Genomic DNA, 15,485 nt, shown 5'->3' with positions numbered 1-15,485 from the left:
ACTAAGTATGAAGAAGCAGTTTTTGCGTGGCCTAACCATGGGCTTGCTGGGAGTATTGGGCTTAAGTTGTGCTAATGCCAGCGCCACAACCTCTCAACAGCAATGGCTTGAGCAAGAAAAGCTGTCAATTGCTAAGGTTAGCGCGCAGCTGCTTGAACAAGCGCGTAGTTACCAGCAACACATCGAGAGCTACTGTGCTGATCCTAGCCAAGAGGCTCTATTAGCTAGCCAATTGCTATGGAAGCAAAACTATTTGGCCTATTTGCCGCTGCAGTCTAGCGCCCTTGGTCCTTTGGTTGATCTTAAGCTCAATTGGGCGATTAGCTATTGGCCCGACAAAAAAGATACCACTGGGCGCAAGGTAAAGGCGGCTTTATCTAATGCGCCTATGCCTTTAAGCGATACCCACAGTAATCTGCGGGTTCAAGAGTATTTACTGTTTGAAACCTTAAGCGACCAACAACGCTGTTCACTATTGCCGGGTGCGGTGAACCGTTATGTGAGTGCAACTGAGCAAGTGAGTAGTGGCCTAAAAAGCGCTGAATTGGAAAAGCTGAAAGTAGAGCAGCTGCGCAGTGATGTGCTAAATAGTTATCGCTTACAAACTAGTACTATGCTGCGAAAGTTTCGCGCTATGTATTCAGCCAAGCACCAACGCTTGCGCCCATACCAAGGCGAGGCATGGCGAGCTAACATTAGCGCTGAGTTATTAGCCGAGCAGTTAAGCTTATTGCAAACGCGTTACCAGCAGGATCTAGCGCCGTTTTTAGCCAGCAGTGACAGTAAGTTAGCAAAACAGGTGGGTGAGCAATTTAGTGCTTTAATACCACTTTTGCCAGGCCAAGAGCCCAGTGATGAAAAAGTCGAACTTTCCGTTTGGCAGCAAGCCGAACCTCACTTAGCCAAGCTGGATAGCTTGTTTGCTAACCAAATTCCTCAAGCTCTATCAATTGAGCTGGGCTTTAACAATAACGATGGCGACTAAGTTTAATCGCCGACAGGTGTTATTTCAGCTGCTGGGTTTTGGGGCTTCGGCTAGTTGCTTAAGCTTACCCGCCTTAGCAAAAGGCTTAAGCAATGAGTCGGTTCTAAGCCCGCAAAGTTTACTGATTGCTTGTGCCAAGCAAGTAGATAAACACTATGTCGCAGCCATGAATATACAAGGCGAACTGCGTTACCAGTTAGCTTTGCCTGCTCGGGGCCACTATGTTGCTTTAGCTAAACCTAAGCAGGCTCTAGCCGCTTGTGTTGCTCGCCGACCGGGCAAATACATTATGTTGTTTTCGCCAGAGTCTGGTGAGGTGATTCAGCAGCTTTCACCGCCACAAGGTATGCACTTTTTTGGGCATGCGGTTTTTTCGGAAGATGCCACACAGCTTTACGTGACCGCGGGGCTAAGTGCTAGCAGTGAAGGGCAGATTTTGGTGTATCGCCAGCTAGATTCCGGGTGGAGTTTAAGCGCTCAGTGGTCATTGGGCGGATTAGGCCCACACCAGTTACTGTTATTGCCGCAGCAGCGTTTGGTGGTTGCGGTGGGGGGTATTCATACCCAGGGGCGAGAAAAGCTTAATCTCGACAGTATGAAGCCTGCTCTATTGTATTTGGATAGCCGAAGCGGAAGAGTGCTTCAACGCCGAGAACTCAACAACCCGCAGTTAAGTATTCGCCATCTAAGTTATTCTAAAGCCAGCGATACCGTGTGGTTAGCTTGCCAAGGACAAAACCCTGAGCAAGAAGTTACCTCGCTCATATACTCGCACAAAGGTAATGAGCAATGCCAAGCGCTGGATGCTGATGCCGATTATTGGGCTTTGTTTAATCAATATATTGGCAGCATAGTAAGCAGCAATGGCAAGCTTATCGCCAGTTCTCCACGCGGTGCTAAGTTGGCTGTATGGTCAGAACAAAGCCGAGACCTTGAGCAACTTATGCAAATTGACGATGTATGTGGCTTAGCAGCTAGCCAACATTCGTGGTTCGCCTCAACCGGGCAAGGCCAGCTTATTCAGCCAAGCAATAAATTGCAGCGCCAACAAACCGCTTGGCAGTGGGATAACCACTTAAGCGTTTTAGCGCTGTAGACTCCCTAAGATGTGAAAAAGCCAAGCTCATTACTATTTGCAGTAAGGCTTGGCTTTTTTAGTTTAGCAGTAGCTAAGAGCTGTATTGCACTGTATCGGTGTGTGGGTCTAGGTAGCGCTGTTTTGTTCCGTTGTTATTGAAGTTTGATTGCAGGCCATGCTCTTCAAAAATTTCGTCTAACGCTTTGTTTTGCTCTGTATTTGCTTGTTCAAAACGGATGTGCAACTGAAGTTTTCCAGATTCGTCTTTGGTTTCATCCATCACTTTGCCGGCTATATCAAATTGCTTGTTGGTTCCCTTATATAAGTAAGCCAAATTGAGCACAATTGATTGCTTGTTGTTTAAATGCATGCTGCCAGGAATAACCAGTTTTACACCACCTTTACTAATGTCTTTGGTTAAGCCTTGGGTTTTTAAGTGCCCTTGGCTTAGTGAGAAATGTAAGCCAGTAGGTACGCGTGGATGACTGCGTTTTTCGTCTTCGTGTTTAGTTTCTGCTTTAAGCGACGCTTCGATAGAAAAGCGCTGTAGTAAGTCGGTGACATTGCTAGATACTCTCGCCAATTGCCCGGCAACCAGTGATGAGGTTTCCGATTTATTGTGGCTATCTTCGATAATTTCCTGCAGCTCTCGTTGGGTTTCTTTTAAAATGTCTAGCTGCTGGTTTTGGCGTTCTACTTGTTCGTCGATGCTTTGCTGCGCTTGCGCCACAGATTGAATTTTATCTGTTACCTGGAGAATGCCTTGTTCGGTTTGCTTCGAGGTTTCGCGGCTTAGCTCAACCTTTTCTGTTACCTCTCCCATGCTATTAACGACTTGCTGTACCCCTTCGGTAAGCTGGGTAATTAACTTGGCAATTTCATCGGTGGAACTTCCTGTTCTGGCTGCAAGGCTGCGTACTTCGTCGGCAACTACGGCAAATCCACGGCCTTGTTCACCGGCTCTGGCGGCCTCGATGGCGGCATTTAGTGCAAGTAGGTTGGTTTGTTCTGAAATGGCGCGAATAGCATCCACAATGCCATAAACTTGCTCAGCAGTGTTGCTTAGATCTTGAATAAAGCTGCTGGCTTTAACTGTTTCTTCCGAGGTGGTGGTCATCATGGTGATGTTTTCGCCCACTAAGGCTGAGGCGTTAGTGGATAACTCGTTACACTGGGTCACCATAGTTAAGGTTTCGGCGGCAATCTCGCTTAAGCGAGCGGTGGATTCTTCAAGAGTTTGAGAGTTCTCATACATATTGCTAAAGCGTTGTTGCTCGTTGCGGTTAGCTTGGCTAATTTGACTAGATAACTCTGACACCTGGTTTGACGACAAGTTAATGCTGCTAGAAGCCTGTTGAATTTCGTTTAATGCTTCTTGCAGCGACTCACGCATTAATTCGATGTGGTGCGCCAACATGCCTAATTCATTTTTGCTGATAATTTGGGTAAGTTCAGCTGATGGCTTTAAATCACCGCGACTAATTTTTCGGCTAATTCCTACTAATAGATTAATTGGCTGAGTAGTGTCTCTAATGACAATCCAAGCTACTAGCGAGGCCAAAATCACCATAATCACTGCGAGCCCGATGCTGTTATTAACGAGGTTGTTTAGTTTAAGTTCTGCGTAATCGGCGTAAATGAGTACCGCTTTGTTCATGGCCGCCATACTCTTGTGGTTTATTTCCAAAAAAGCGTTGGCATTGGCGCCTGTAGGGTCGTTTTCCAGTTTATGTGCTGCAGTTAATTGTTGTTTCCATAAACGTTCAACGAGTTGAAGTTGGTCGATGAAGGGTTGGTAACTGGGAGCGGGTAAGTTTATAGGCTGTTTGAGGCCTAAATCTGCGTAGGTTTGACCGCCCCTCATTAACGCACTGAGTGAAGCTTCATATAGCTTTACCGTGTTGTCGGCACTAAGAATGCCTGGAAATTCTTGTTCTTTTAAGTAGCTTCTATGCAACTCTTCAGCAGAATATTTCTTAGTAAGCATGCGTTGGCGACCGGCAATATTTACTATTTGTGCGTCGTCATGGTTTTGTTGCAGAGAGCTTGTTACAAGGATTACTTCACCCATCATTGCTGCTGCTAGCAGTAAAGGAAGAACAAAGAGTTTTTTACGAATCGATATAGATTTGAGCATGAAAGCTATCCTTGCAAATTAATAACTTAATCAGTATAGAACAACTTGTAAGTGATATTTAATAATACTATTGGTGTATTCTGCTAATGCTCACATTTGTATGTTACTAAAGTGCAGGGATACTCAAAAATGTTGTCCATTCATTCAACTTTAGCGAGCTTTAAGCGCCACTTTTGCCATGGGCTGGCTTTGGTAAATACCAGTAAGTTGCCAAGTAACACTATTGCAACGCCACTTAAGCTTACTAATGTCCATTGGTAGCCTTCGAAAACGGTTGATAAACCTAGCGCCACTACTGGGAAAAGCACAGTGGCATAGGCGGCTTTTTGCGGGCCTAATTTCCCCACTAATACCAAATAAAAGCTAAAGCCTAATACCGAGCCAATTATCGCCAGATATATCAAACTACCTAAGTACAGCGGCTCAGTGCTAAAACCAAATTCTTGGCCACTTAACAAGCCCCAAACTAATAGCAGTGCTGCGCCATAAGCCATGCCATAAGCGTTGACAGAGAGAACCGATAAGCCTTGTTTTTGTTGTTTGGCCGAGAGCATGTTACCCAGCGAGAAACAGTAGGTTCCTGCTAGCGCCATTACTAAACCAAGCAACTGTTGGCTGGCGGTTTCGCTATGGCTGATATCAGGGTAAAACAACAGGATAATGCCGCTTATACCCAATATGCCTCCGCAGATTAAACGCAAGCTGGGTTTTTGCCCATGAAACAGCCAGCTATTGCCCATGTTCATAATGGTCGCGATGGAAAATACTATTGAAATTAAGCCACTTGGGATGTATTGGGCAGCATGGTAAAACAGCATAAAATTACAGCTAAACAAACATAAACCCAGCAATAAGCAGCTGCCATGTTGTTTTAAGCTAAGTCTTTGTAGGCGTTTGGTAATAAGCAGAAACAGCACCAATACCAAGGAGGCAAGGGCAAAGCGGTACATGATAGAGTTGACAATCGGCACGTCGCCAATTTGATAGGCAATGGCTAACCAAGTGGTGCCCCATATAAATACGGTTGCGAAATAAATAAATCCTATCATTGCAGCCTCCTGCTGGTGTCACTAAAAGCGTAGTGTCTCAGGTGGTCGCTAGGAAGTATTTCAGATTATTGCGCAGCGCTAGTCGTTTTTATAGATTATTGCGCTTTTTAAGACGGTTGCATGTCTTTGGTAAGTTTTAAGCGGTGTTTGCCACGGTTGGCTTTAGTTTCTAAGTAGTAGTGGTTATCTACTTTTCGATATACACCGGTGCTTTGCAGCTCTTTTACCGCAATACCATTTTGCTCTAAAGCGGCTTGTTTTTTGGGGTTATTGCTAAGTAGCTTTAATTCCGACACACCCATAGCTTTAAGCATTTGTGCCGCTTCACTAAAGTCGCGTAAATCGTCATCAAAGCCCAATTGATTATTCGCCGAATAAGTATCTACGCCTTTAATCTGTAGTTCATAAGCATCTAGCTTGTTGTACAGACCAATGCCGCGGCCTTCTTGGCGCATATATAAAATAACGCCGCCTTGCTCAGCCATTTTTTCGATAGCTTCGTTTAGCTGTTCGCCACAATCACAGCGAGATGAGCCAAATACGTCGCCGGTTAGGCATTCTGAATGGATCCGCACTAGAGGGGTAGTTTGTTGGCTATCGGCATTTTTAAATACCAAAGCAACGTGTTCTTTGTCGCTGTTTAGGTCGGTAAATGAGAGCATTTCAGCAGGAATATCGCTACGTCGGCCCACCTGAAAGGGGACGCGAGTGCGAATACTACTTAGTTTTTCTGCTGATTTCATTTAAGCGCTCCATTACTACAGCTTATGGCGAGGGCGAAGTGTATAAATTCATTATACCAAATGCAAAGCAATTCCTAATCGTAAATCGTTTGTGGTTATGCCTTTATGGTTTAAAAAGCCTCATCTACATTAAAGTAGAAGCCGCTTTCACCATCACCAAAGCCCATGTCTAAGCGCAAGTTCACTCGGCTTTTTACTTCAAAGCGGTAGCCAAAGCCAGCGTTGGGCAGTATTTCTTGGCTGCTAAATTCATCCAATGTCGGGGCTACTGCGCCGGCTCCTAGCCAAAACACTAAGCCGTGCCGTCTGGGTAAATCCCAGCGATACTCTATTTGGCTCATCATCATTTGTTTGTCGCGATATCTGCCTGTGGTATAGCCACGTAGGGCTGAGCCACCACCAACGGTAGAAAGCATGTGCCAAGGCACATCACCATAGCTAAAGCGGCTTTTATATTGCCAAGCAAGCACGCTATCTCGCGGGCCTAAACGGTAATACTCGCTGTAATTAAAGCTAAGGGTTTGAAAGCTATCGTTACTACCAATATGCGGGTGATACCAGCCAGCATCTAGTTGCAATAATCTTCCTTCATAGGGATTACGTACTATGTCTCGGGTGTCGTAATTCGCTTGTAGAGTAAGGCCCACTGCACTAGAACTGGATTCAAGAATGCTGCTATCTACTTCACTTTGAGATGGGTCGATCTCGCTGGCTTTCGCGTAACTAAAGTCAAAGCCTGCGCCGATAAAGGCTGAGTCAGCCACGCGACCAAGTAACATAGGGCGTAACGAAAATTCCCGATGATTAAAATCAACGCGGTTATTGTCTTGATGGTTTTGCTGATATCCCACGCCGTAGAAAACATCGGGAGCGTCGGCGATATCTGCATCAATATAAAGGCGCCACTGGTCTTCCTTGAAAAAGCTGCGGTTATCGATGGTCATGCCGATTGAGCCATTAATTGAAGCAAAGCCGTTAATCACCAAAGAAGAGGTTTGGCTTACTTGGTCGCTTTCACCAATTTGGTATAAACCAATGGCGGAAATGCCAACTCCTAAAGACAGTTCTGGATTATAAAATGGACCGGGCAGTACGCTAAAGTCGATGGCTTTACTGCTATCGTAACCGCCGTCGGCACCAAGCTTTTCTAGAATGTTATCGATAAAGCTGCCATCGGCTTGGCTTTGCTGCTGTTCGGCTAAATCTGCTGAAGCTAAGGCACCGCCACTTACAGCGGCAATAAAATAAACCAGTTTAATCATTTAATTGGCCGCCAATATGGGCTTGCAACTCTAACTCATCTTGCAGCTGGTTATAGACTGATATTGCTAAAAACTTGCGGTTGCTAAAACCGTTTTGCCAAAGGTGGATGGGTATATGGCTAAAGCTTGCTTGGTACTTAGGGGCTACTTCTAGCCACTGTTGGGAAACTCCTGCCATATCAACTCCATGGACAATCGCGGGCAGCGAAAGTGGCATCGGGTTAGGTGTTTTGGCAAACAGCGGTTCAAGCAATGGCCAGGTAGCATCTTGCTGAGCAAGCTGCTCGGGCACTAAGTACGGATGCTGTTCTTTGCCTAAGCGATAGTGCCGTTTTAGTAGCATAAACTTACTGGGCAGCGCTTGATTTGAGTCCCACCAGTGGCCGTCTATGGCATCAAACATGGCATTAGTTTGTTGTTTTGATACTGGCTCTAACTGCGCTATGGACGCGCTTAACCATTGGCTCATGTGCTGGTTATAGAGCTCTCTGGTCATGCTTAAGTTGTTAACCACCAACGCTAAACCAATTTTTGCACCTAGCATGTTTGAGTAGAGATCCTCTGGCGAATAGGCCGATACTTCTTCAGACCATGGGCGCCAGCTACGGTAACCATGCCATTGGGCAATTTCGTGTGCTTCGGCCATTGAATACGCCATTCTCGCTGCTAATTGCGCGGCTAACTCCCAGCGTTGCTGGTGGCTTAAATGCTCAACCTTAAAGGCTTTAATGCGAATTTCTCTGGGGCCGATTTCCGCGGGTAGTTCAATGGTAAATGCTTGGCCTAACTGTGGGTAAATGCGCTGAAACAAGGCTACTGTGTTGTCGGCTGTATCGCGAACATGGGCTAAGTCGATAAAGCCGCCACGTAAGGTATAAAGTTGACCATTGTTTTCGCCGCTGCGGCGACCTTTAGGCTCGCCACGTTGAAAGCTCCAGGTGCCCGCTTCATAGGCGTGTGGGCCAATTTCATCCAGCGATAAGGTATTGGCATAACGGAAAAAAGGTACCTGTATGCTGCCTACTTTAACCTTGTGGGCGTTGCCAAAAGCACAGCAAGGTCTTACGTCTTCTGGCATTCTGGCTAGGCTAAATTGTTGAGGAGTTTGTTGGCTAAGTAGCTGTAAATCAGGTTGTTCGCTTAGCGCACTTTGCACCGCTTCCGTTGTTGGTTGGTTGCGAGTCTGCCAATTATTGCTCGAACAGCCAGCTAATAGGGCGATTAAAGTTAACAAAGCCAGCGTGTTAATTAAGCGGCCGTTGTTAGTTGTATTGGCTGTGCAAAGTTTGTTCATGGTTCTCATTCAATAAAAAGCGTTATTGCTTGGCTAACAGTGCTGGGATGTTCATTGCTAATGTTATGCGGGGCGTTTGATATCACCATCATGGGGGCATCTAAATAGCGCGCCAATTGTTTGCCTTGCTGTAAGGGAAATACTCGATCGTTCTCTCCCCAAATAACCAGGGTAGGTGGCATCTTTTGTGGTTCTACTTGTGGGGCGAGTTGGTCTCGGTATTCGGGCAAGGTTTCTATTAATTGGCGTTTCTGAGCCTGCCATAGAGCAAAGTAGCGCTGATAGATTTGCTCATCGATAGCGTGGGGCAGCGGTGGAAAATGACTAAATACGCCCTTTAGCAAATGGCGCATTTGTTGGCGATTTTCGGGTACAAAAATATCGGCTGGCTGCTCTCGCTCAAAACGCTGACTAAGTTCAAGCAGCTCTTGGTCACTGATAAAGGTGCCTGGGCTAGAGAGTATTACCGCTTTTTTAATGCCTGTTTGCTGCGCCATCATGTCGTAGGCGACTAGCCCCCCATAGGAGATGCCTACCAAATTAAATTGCTCTACGCGCAATTGCGCCAAGAGTTGATTAACCGCTTCTCGTTGGGTGCTAATGTTCGCATCGCCTTGACTATAAGAGTCACCAAACCACGCTAAATCTGGGGCTATGACTCGATAGTGCTGGCTAAGTTCTAGCATCATTGGCAACCAGGTTGTGGTGGCTGTACCGCCAAAGCCATGCAGCAATATTAATGGCTCACCGTGGCCGCCCACCCAGTAACGCAGCTGACCGCCTTCAGCCAAACTGAGTTCACTTTCGGTAAACTGCGCTTTTTGCAGTTGCTTGGCGTCTAGCTGCTCTTTAACCGCTAGGGCAGAACAGCCGCTTAGGCTTAACAGTAAAGCCAAGCCGAGCAACCAGCGGGGAAACACATTCACTATGCGCATTAGAAGCGGTAGCCTAGACCAAGCATAAAGCTACTGCGTTTGCCAAAGCCTACTTCCAGCAAAGCATCTACATGCTCGGTAAGCGACATTTGTCCGCCCACTAAGGCATTCCACTTTTCTTCTAGGTGTTGTGTAACCACAAACTTACCGCCACTAGGCAGCGGTGGTGGCAAGTTAATACCAATGTCGTTTAGGTTGCCGCTAAAGGTTTGCTCAACGTTTTGATACATCGCGCCGCCCCAAACCTGAATATCACGCCCGCCCACTTCCCAGCGGTAACCTGCGCGTGGGGTGACCACAATGGTGCTGATTTCTCCGTCTAAAATATCGAGATCGGTATTGGTGTAGTTAACATCAAGCAAAGCAAACCAGTTCCCCACGCCGCCCACTATTGTTGTGCCTGCACCGTAGGTTATACCGCTAAAGTTTAAGCTAAAATCGAAGGGGTCTCCGATAGGCATGCCGGCGAGATCTACTTGAACATTGGCAACACTGCTGCCTTTGGTTTGCCCCAGTACCCCATATACATTCATGAAGGGTAAAACCCAAACATCTCCGCGCAGAGTAAGGGTTTCTGAGTCTTGAATAGCGTGGCTACCACTAACACCGACCAGATTGTCGATGGCGCTACCAAGGCCAGAAAAGGCCACGCTATCCACAATTAGCGGCTGCGACATGCTCATGTAGTTAATGCTAAAGCCATATGGCTTTGGCAGTTTGTGGCCCAAATCGATGGCCTCTTGCGCCCAAATGGGGAAAAAAGCCTGGTATTGCTCACTCTCGTCAGTGGGCTGCGGTGAGTTTTCTGCAAAGCTAAATAAGGGGGCCAATAGCATTAAAGCGCTAAATCCCGGCAGAAAATTAGATAGTTTCATGTACGAACTTGTCTCAATTTTGCGTGTAAATAATTAAGCAACGATCGCCAATACCACCCCGCTTGCAAAGGCAGAGTGTCTACGTCCGTGTGGTTTGGAGGGCAGCGCTTAGAAGAGTTTTTAAGAATGCGCTACATAGCCTGATATGCGTTCAGGTTCAGTGCTTATAGTAATCGGGGCAATTTTATTTGAGTATCTGATCTAAGGCAAGCAATTACTGTTATTAGTAGGCTTGCTTAAGTGGGAATGTTGGTGATACTTTCTAAGCTAGTGCGCTACACCAAAAGGAGGTGGTATGAGCAGCAACTTAACCGATCATCGCCTTATTCAAGGTAGCCATGTATTTGAACGGCTTAATCAAGCGCGGGCAGTGTTACATAATAGCGTTAGCCTTGGCGAGCAGTTAGGTTTTGCCCGTTGGTCTAATCAAAATGACCGTACTTCTTATCATCGCCCAGAGCATCACACCTTAAGTGTTTACCTTGCTGGTGGTTATCAAACTAAGCGGCTGATTGGCTCAGAACTGGTGAGTGGCGGTGCTCCGGGAAAACTTTGTTTAATGCCTGCTGGTCATGAATCTCGTTGGCAAGTGGATGGCGATTTGGCCTTTGTGCATTTATATTTTAGCGATAAAGATCTAAGCCAAAGTATTGAGCACATTTGGGATAAAAGCAGTACTGGTTTTGACGTGCAAGATCTTACTTTTGCAGACGATCTCGCCGTAAGCAGCCTTATTCAGCAGTGGCTACTTAAGCTTAATTGGCAAGACGATGCCGACCGTTTAGCCTTGGATCAACTTAGCCAACTGCTGCTTGGCCATATAAGCAAACACTACCTAACTAAACAGTTAACTGAACCAACCTTAAGTGGGGGGCTTGCGCCGTTTCAGCTTGCCCGTTGCCAAGAGTTTATAGAGGCACATTTAGCCGACAAACTTAGCTTGAATCAGTTAGCCCATTTGGTGGGTTTAAGTGACTATCACTTTGCCCGTATGTTTAAACAAAGCAGCGGGTTAAGCCCTCATCAATACCTAAGCCAGCGCCGTATCGAACGGGCTAAAAGCTTATTGCTTACAGGCGAATTAAGTTTGGCAGAAGTGGCTTATCAAACCGGATTTTCTTCCCAAGCCCACTTTAGCGCACGCTTTAAGCAACTAACTGGCTACAGCCCAGCCAGCTTTCGAAATAAAAGCTAGCAGGGCTGCTAAATAACCACCGGAAAGTCTTGTTCTGGGTGGCGCATTATCTCGGCTTGGTAATCAAATACATGCTTAATATTGGCTTGATTAAGTACTTGTTCAGGCGTTCCGTCACTGCAAATTTCACCGTCTTTTAACAGCAATATGCGCTGGCAGTAACGAGAGGCAAGGTTTAAGTCGTGCACTACGCTAATGACTGTAGCGCCTTGCTGGCTGAGCTTTTCTGCGTGTTCCATTAACACTTGCTGGTGGCTTAAGTCCAAGGCGCTGGTGGGTTCATCTAACAATAGAATTTGCTGTTCGATGGGCGTGGTGGCTAGCTGCGCAGTCACTCGTGCGTAATGCACGCGTTGCTTTTCACCGCCAGAAAGCTGCGGATAGGGGGTATCTTTGTAGTGCCAAATATCCATCAACTCAAGCTGTTTCTTAATAATCTTTTGCTGATCTTGATAACTTAAGCGGCTGTTTATTAAGCCCAAGCCAACCACTTCGCTCACGCTAAAGGCAAAGCTAAGTTCCGAGCTTTGTGGCAACACGGCTAAATGGCGACTTAACTGGGGTTTATCCCATTCGCTGCGCGGCTTAGCTAAAATTTGGATGTCGCCGGCTTGTTGTTGGCGATCTCCACAAATAAGTTTTAGTAGCGAGCTCTTACCTGCACCGTTCGCACCCAATAATGCAGTGTGTTGGCCAGCGGCAAAGCTTAATGAAAGTTGCTTAAAAAGCTGCTTGTTGCCTAGCGAAAAATCTAAGCCTTGCAGTTGAATACTGTTTGATAAAGACGACATAGAAACCCTACGCAATTCGCTGGCGCTGTTGTAACAGCAAGAAGATGAAAAACGGTGCGCCAACCAAGGCTGTAACAATGCCAACAGGCAGCTCGGCAGGGCTTATCACTAAGCGAGAAAGCAAATCAGCCAGTAACAATAAGGCTGCGCCCAATAATGCGCTGTAGGGAATTAAGCGTTGATGATTAGGCCCTAGCAGCATGCGAATTAAGTGCGGAACCACCAAGCCCACAAAACCAATTAGACCCGATACCGATACCGCTATGCCTACGCCAAGCGCAGTAAAGAAAATTAATTGGCTTTTAAGCTTTTGAACTTGAATACCCAAGTGGCCCGCTTCGGCTTCGCCTAACAGCAAAGCATTTAAGGCTTGGGCTTTGCGCATAAATACCACTAGCAAAATAGCTAAAGTGACAAAGGCTAATACTATGTTGCTCCAGGTAGCGCCAGCTAACGACCCCATTTGCCACAAGCTTAAATCACGTAGCATTTGGTCATTGGCTAAATAGCTTAATAAGCCAATACCTGCGCCAGATAATGCGCCAACAGCGATACCGGCTAATAGCATCATTACTACCGAAGTACCGTTAGGTGTGGTGCCTAGGCGATATACCAATACCGTTGTTACAAAGCCGCCAATAAAGGCGAACAGTGGCACCGCTAAAGCGCTAATAAATTCAGGCAGCTGCCAGTTCACCAAGCCCAGCAATACAATCGCAATGGCTGCACCCGCTGCACTACCGCTAGACACACCAATAATGCCGGGGTCGGCTAAGGGGTTACGAAATAGCCCTTGCATTACCGCGCCACACATTGCCAATATGGCGCCAACCGCAATGCACAATAAGGTGCGGGGTAAACGAATGCCCGTTACCACTAGTTGATAATGCGCCGGTGCGTCGCTTTCGAAGTTAAAGGGCAGCAAGGCACTTAAGGCATCACTCACCGGAATACTCATTGGCCCTTGGGTGACCGACAACAGCGCGGTGGCCAACAATACCAGCAAAGCTACGGGCAGTAGCCATCCTGAAAACAAGGCATTGGGGTTAGCCGAATGCTGAGAAAATAGAGACATTAATACAACCTAGTAATTACAATGGCGAAGGTTTAAGCCTTCGCCAGCAAGGGGTTAACGATTTACTGCAAGCGTTGGCTTAGGCGCACCGCTTCATCTATGCTTGCCAAGCCTAAGCCACCAATAAGTGCATGTCCATCAATCGCATAAATTGCCTTGGTTTTTCCAGCAGGGGTCGCAGCTAATACCGGAAAACTGCTTAACACACCTTGTACACCACCCAATTTGTCTAAGCTGCGTTGGCTAAACAACAAGAGCTCTGGCTGCATAGAAAGTATCGCTTCATCTGATAGCGGCTTGTAGCTGTTTAAATGTGGTTTGGCGAGGTTTACCGCACCTGCTAGCTCCATAATGCTATTGGCAGTTGTATCGCTGCCCGCAGTGAGTAGCTTTTTCGCATCGTGGCTCATAAAAAACAGAGTATTCATTGGCTTGGCCGATTGTGAATATTCATCTAGCTGAGTTAGCTGTTGTTTTAGCTTTTGATGCAACTCCGTGGCTTTGGCTGGGTGACCCAGTAGTTTGGCTAAGGCATCAATACGCTGTTCAAGGCTGGCAACTGTAGATTGGCTATTTAATCGGTGGATCTGCACGCCAGCTTGCTGCAGCTGATTAAGGCTGCTGTCGGGGCCCATTTCATCACTGCCAATTACTGCGTCGGGCGCAAGAGCTAACAAACCTTCGGCGCTAAGTTGGCGATGGTAGCCCACTACTGGCAGCGAAAGGTTGTTGGGTAACTGGCTGGTAGAATCTACCGCAACAATCTGTTGCTCAGCATCTAAGGCAATGATGATTTCAGTGATGTTAGCGCCAGCGCTTACTACGCGCTTTAGCGGTTCAGCTTGCAGCGCTGTGCTGGCAATAAGGCTTAGCCCTAAACAGGCAGAAAACAGCGGAGAGAGATGGCGCTTAATCATTGTTCTTATCCATGAGTATTTGGGTGGTTTTAATATCTAGCTGTTGTAGCAGCTCTAACATTTTTAATAGGTGTTCAACGGGCACTTGGCGCTCGCTGGCTAAGCTCACGCTGGGATCGCTTTGCTGACTAGTTTGTTGTTTTATGGCTTGTTCAAAGTCGGCAAACGTTTGATAACGCTGCTCATCCAAGCCCCAAATGGGATTTTCTTGAAACAAACTAAGCTGCAGCTCGGCAGGTTCACTGGCTACGCTGCTTTGCTCTTGGCTGGTGCTGGGTAAATCCATATCCATTTGGTAAACCCGGCTATTGGCAGTGAGCAGCAAAAACACCAATACAATAAAAATAATATCGAGTAGGGCGGTTAAGTCGGGCACCATGCTAAAGCTGTTGTGCTGTTGTTCGATGCGGATCATGCTGGCGCGTGCTCTAACTCTTTAGTCTTCGCTTCAGGCTGAAATGCCGCCAAGGTGCGAGCATCATCGGCGAGAGTGTTCACCCCTTCAATCATTAGATTTGCCTGGTTAATGGTGGTTTCTAATTCATGAATAATCCGGTCTTTCCAAAGGCTTAAACCATGAGCAAAAGCCAGTGCCGGCACTGTAACTAATAGGCCTGCGGCAGTGGTATACATGGCCGTGCCTAAACCTTGCGATAACATAGCAGGGTTAACGGCTTGCTCACTTACTGCTAGCGCATCAAACATTTCTATTAAGCCCAGCACCGTGCCCAGTAAGCCCAACAAAGGGCTAATTAAGGCCAGTATGTGTAAGGCTTTTAAACCTCTAGCCAGCTTTTGCTGCTGTTGGCGTAACCATACTGCGGCGATTTCTTCACGTAGGTTCTTAGCTTGATCTTTATGTACTAATAACAAGCAAATGGCTTTGCGCGCCAAACTGCGAGATTGCGAAAAGCACTGCTTTTGATTTTTGCATGGGGCTTTTTTACTGGTAAGTAAATGGGTGGCAAGTTTAAGCCAGTTACGTTGGTGAATAGCAATGTGAGTAAAGGCTAAACTGGCGATGCGCTCAATGATGATGGCGCAGGCCAATACCGAGCAAAGTACAATTGGCCAGCGTAAGTCGCCCAATTGCTCCGAAGTTAAAATGTTGCTTAGCGCACCAAGCTGTTCAGAAGATATTATTTGCAT

The 15,485-nt window shown here is 46.6% G+C and carries 15 protein-coding genes; 3 read left to right on the top strand and 12 right to left on the bottom strand.

The annotated features are described in order from the left end of the window. Nucleotides 1–7 precede the first annotated feature (7 nt). Nucleotides 8–985, top strand: coding sequence for an imelysin family protein (locus LQZ07_RS19005; RefSeq protein ID WP_152782050.1), 978 nt, complete (start codon nucleotides 8–10; stop codon nucleotides 983–985). Beyond that, nucleotides 975–2,081, top strand: coding sequence for a DUF1513 domain-containing protein (locus LQZ07_RS19000; RefSeq protein ID WP_152782048.1), 1,107 nt, complete (start codon nucleotides 975–977; stop codon nucleotides 2,079–2,081). The genes LQZ07_RS19005 and LQZ07_RS19000 overlap by 11 nt, the downstream gene beginning before the upstream one ends. A 73-nt stretch (nucleotides 2,082–2,154) precedes the next feature. Here LQZ07_RS19000 and LQZ07_RS18995 read toward each other — a convergent pair whose 3' ends face one another. The 7 genes from LQZ07_RS18995 to LQZ07_RS18965 all read right to left on the bottom strand — a co-directional run bounded on the left by LQZ07_RS18995 (nucleotide 2,155) and on the right by LQZ07_RS18965 (nucleotide 10,358). Next, nucleotides 2,155–4,200, bottom strand: coding sequence for a methyl-accepting chemotaxis protein (locus tag LQZ07_RS18995; RefSeq protein WP_152782046.1), 2,046 nt, complete (start codon nucleotides 4,198–4,200; stop codon nucleotides 2,155–2,157). A gap of 140 nt (nucleotides 4,201–4,340) precedes the next feature. Next, on the bottom strand, nucleotides 4,341–5,249 hold the full coding sequence (locus LQZ07_RS18990) for a DMT family transporter (RefSeq protein WP_152782044.1): 909 nt from the start codon (nucleotides 5,247–5,249) through the stop codon (nucleotides 4,341–4,343). 107 nt (nucleotides 5,250–5,356) lie between these two features. Further along, complete coding sequence (gene ribA / locus LQZ07_RS18985; protein WP_152782042.1) at nucleotides 5,357–5,992, bottom strand: GTP cyclohydrolase II; 636 nt, start codon at nucleotides 5,990–5,992, stop codon at nucleotides 5,357–5,359. Nucleotides 5,993–6,102: 110 nt separating this feature from the next. Then, nucleotides 6,103–7,254, bottom strand: coding sequence for a BamA/TamA family outer membrane protein (locus tag LQZ07_RS18980; RefSeq protein WP_152782040.1), 1,152 nt, complete (start codon nucleotides 7,252–7,254; stop codon nucleotides 6,103–6,105). Further along, nucleotides 7,247–8,548 (bottom strand): DUF4056 domain-containing protein, encoded by a 1,302-nt coding sequence (locus LQZ07_RS18975; RefSeq protein WP_194164117.1) that lies wholly within the window; start codon nucleotides 8,546–8,548, stop codon nucleotides 7,247–7,249. The genes LQZ07_RS18980 and LQZ07_RS18975 overlap by 8 nt, the downstream gene beginning before the upstream one ends. Before the next feature lie 5 nt (nucleotides 8,549–8,553). After that, nucleotides 8,554–9,483 carry an alpha/beta fold hydrolase gene (locus LQZ07_RS18970; RefSeq protein ID WP_152782038.1) on the bottom strand — a complete coding sequence of 310 codons (930 nt, stop codon included), beginning with the start codon at nucleotides 9,481–9,483 and terminating at the stop codon, nucleotides 8,554–8,556. Further along, nucleotides 9,483–10,358: a virulence protein gene (locus tag LQZ07_RS18965; protein WP_152782036.1), complete on the bottom strand. Its 876-nt coding sequence runs from the start codon at nucleotides 10,356–10,358 to the stop codon at nucleotides 9,483–9,485. Before LQZ07_RS18965 ends, LQZ07_RS18970 begins: the two co-directional genes overlap by 1 nt. Nucleotides 10,359–10,653: 295 nt before the next feature. Here LQZ07_RS18965 and LQZ07_RS18960 point away from each other — a divergent pair, with 295 nt between their 5' ends. Continuing rightward, nucleotides 10,654–11,553 (top strand): AraC family transcriptional regulator, encoded by a 900-nt coding sequence (locus LQZ07_RS18960; RefSeq protein WP_152782034.1) that lies wholly within the window; start codon nucleotides 10,654–10,656, stop codon nucleotides 11,551–11,553. Between the two features lie 8 nt (nucleotides 11,554–11,561). On the opposite strand, the gene LQZ07_RS18955 is transcribed toward LQZ07_RS18960, so the two are convergent. The 5 genes from LQZ07_RS18955 to LQZ07_RS18935 all read right to left on the bottom strand — a co-directional run bounded on the left by LQZ07_RS18955 (nucleotide 11,562) and on the right by LQZ07_RS18935 (nucleotide 15,485). Next, nucleotides 11,562–12,344: a heme ABC transporter ATP-binding protein gene (locus tag LQZ07_RS18955; RefSeq protein ID WP_152782032.1), complete on the bottom strand. Its 783-nt coding sequence runs from the start codon at nucleotides 12,342–12,344 to the stop codon at nucleotides 11,562–11,564. Between the two features lie 7 nt (nucleotides 12,345–12,351). Further along, nucleotides 12,352–13,419 (bottom strand): iron ABC transporter permease, encoded by a 1,068-nt coding sequence (locus LQZ07_RS18950; protein WP_016402996.1) that lies wholly within the window; start codon nucleotides 13,417–13,419, stop codon nucleotides 12,352–12,354. 62 nt (nucleotides 13,420–13,481) lie between these two features. Beyond that, a complete protein-coding gene (locus LQZ07_RS18945; protein ID WP_152782030.1) occupies nucleotides 13,482–14,336 on the bottom strand; it encodes a hemin ABC transporter substrate-binding protein in 855 nt (284 codons plus the stop codon). Then, complete coding sequence (locus LQZ07_RS18940) at nucleotides 14,329–14,751, bottom strand: biopolymer transporter ExbD (protein WP_152782028.1); 423 nt, start codon at nucleotides 14,749–14,751, stop codon at nucleotides 14,329–14,331. The genes LQZ07_RS18945 and LQZ07_RS18940 overlap by 8 nt, the downstream gene beginning before the upstream one ends. Beyond that, on the bottom strand, nucleotides 14,748–15,485 hold the full coding sequence (locus LQZ07_RS18935) for a MotA/TolQ/ExbB proton channel family protein (RefSeq protein ID WP_016402993.1): 738 nt from the start codon (nucleotides 15,483–15,485) through the stop codon (nucleotides 14,748–14,750). Before LQZ07_RS18935 ends, LQZ07_RS18940 begins: the two co-directional genes overlap by 4 nt.

The organism is Agarivorans sp. B2Z047 (assembly GCF_023373605.1).
Taxonomy (GTDB): domain Bacteria; phylum Pseudomonadota; class Gammaproteobacteria; order Enterobacterales; family Celerinatantimonadaceae; genus Agarivorans; species Agarivorans albus.
This window is presented reverse-complemented; position numbering and strand designations above follow the sequence as displayed.

What these genes read in the sequence shown, in the direction of transcription:
- LQZ07_RS18965 (WP_152782036.1), bottom strand. Translation starts at nt 10,358, where the DNA reads ATGAAACTATCTAATTTTCTGCCGGGATTTAGCGCTTTAATGCTATTG.
- LQZ07_RS18940 (WP_152782028.1), bottom strand. Translation starts at nt 14,751, where the DNA reads ATGATCCGCATCGAACAACAGCACAACAGCTTTAGCATGGTGCCCGAC.
- ribA (WP_152782042.1), bottom strand. Translation starts at nt 5,992, where the DNA reads ATGAAATCAGCAGAAAAACTAAGTAGTATTCGCACTCGCGTCCCCTTT.
- LQZ07_RS18995 (WP_152782046.1), bottom strand. Translation starts at nt 4,200, where the DNA reads ATGCTCAAATCTATATCGATTCGTAAAAAACTCTTTGTTCTTCCTTTA.
- LQZ07_RS18935 (WP_016402993.1), bottom strand. Translation starts at nt 15,485, where the DNA reads ATGCAAATAATATCTTCTGAACAGCTTGGTGCGCTAAGCAACATTTTA.
- LQZ07_RS18945 (WP_152782030.1), bottom strand. Translation starts at nt 14,336, where the DNA reads ATGATTAAGCGCCATCTCTCTCCGCTGTTTTCTGCCTGTTTAGGGCTA.
- LQZ07_RS19000 (WP_152782048.1), top strand. Translation starts at nt 975, where the DNA reads ATGGCGACTAAGTTTAATCGCCGACAGGTGTTATTTCAGCTGCTGGGT.
- LQZ07_RS18980 (WP_152782040.1), bottom strand. Translation starts at nt 7,254, where the DNA reads ATGATTAAACTGGTTTATTTTATTGCCGCTGTAAGTGGCGGTGCCTTA.
- LQZ07_RS18975 (WP_194164117.1), bottom strand. Translation starts at nt 8,548, where the DNA reads ATGAACAAACTTTGCACAGCCAATACAACTAACAACGGCCGCTTAATT.
- LQZ07_RS18990 (WP_152782044.1), bottom strand. Translation starts at nt 5,249, where the DNA reads ATGATAGGATTTATTTATTTCGCAACCGTATTTATATGGGGCACCACT.
- LQZ07_RS18955 (WP_152782032.1), bottom strand. Translation starts at nt 12,344, where the DNA reads ATGTCGTCTTTATCAAACAGTATTCAACTGCAAGGCTTAGATTTTTCG.
- LQZ07_RS19005 (WP_152782050.1), top strand. Translation starts at nt 8, where the DNA reads ATGAAGAAGCAGTTTTTGCGTGGCCTAACCATGGGCTTGCTGGGAGTA.
- LQZ07_RS18960 (WP_152782034.1), top strand. Translation starts at nt 10,654, where the DNA reads ATGAGCAGCAACTTAACCGATCATCGCCTTATTCAAGGTAGCCATGTA.
- LQZ07_RS18970 (WP_152782038.1), bottom strand. Translation starts at nt 9,483, where the DNA reads ATGCGCATAGTGAATGTGTTTCCCCGCTGGTTGCTCGGCTTGGCTTTA.
- LQZ07_RS18950 (WP_016402996.1), bottom strand. Translation starts at nt 13,419, where the DNA reads ATGTCTCTATTTTCTCAGCATTCGGCTAACCCCAATGCCTTGTTTTCA.